This is a genomic window from Brachyspira sp. SAP_772 (assembly GCF_009755885.1).
Lineage (GTDB): Bacteria > Spirochaetota > Brachyspiria > Brachyspirales > Brachyspiraceae > Brachyspira.
The window spans coordinates 1-612 of the sequence record NZ_VYIX01000270.1 but is presented as its reverse complement, the minus strand read 5'-3'; the positions used below and the strand labels follow the sequence as shown (position 1 = coordinate 612).

At 26.8% G+C, this 612-nt stretch carries 1 protein-coding gene; it reads right to left on the bottom strand.

Features of this window, described 5'->3' with window-relative positions:
• The coding region (locus GQX97_RS13965) for a PepSY-like domain-containing protein (RefSeq protein ID WP_157152341.1) at nucleotides 1-427 on the bottom strand (427 nt) is incomplete at its 3' end.
• Nucleotides 428-612 lie beyond the last annotated feature (185 nt).

Genomic DNA, 612 nt, shown 5'->3' with positions numbered 1-612 from the left:
CATCAAATTGCTGTCCCATTAATGATCCATCAGATGATATAAACATTTCCATCATGTTGTTGAGTTTTATTTTATAATTTCCCCACTCTTTTTCTACACTTGTAATCATAGCTTGAGGATATGTCTTTTTTACTGTGTTAGCAACAGCTTGAGGCAATACACTGAAAGGTACACCGTTATATTCTCCGTCTATATTTACCCAGTCGCCATTAGTTAAAAAATCTATRCTAGCACCATTWGATAATTYWACATCAAATTTTCCGCCGTCTCTTTCTACTTTCCATATTTGAGCATTAGGRTATATTTTTTTKATRAATGTTRCWGCTTGTTTAGGCAAYGCTGAAGCTGGAACTACCATATCAGCAAATAAAATTGATGTAGAAAAAATTGCTAATACTATTAATGAAGATAATATTTTTTTTATCATATTAAACTCCTCTATAATTTACTGCTATATTTTTTATATACTTGTAAATTATCTTTACAAGATTAATATAAACAAMATTTTAATTTATGTCAATATCCATTGATATAAATAGTGATTATAAATAGTATTTTTGTTTAATATATTAATTGACACTAGTATTTATTATGATATAATTGTCGAAAAAT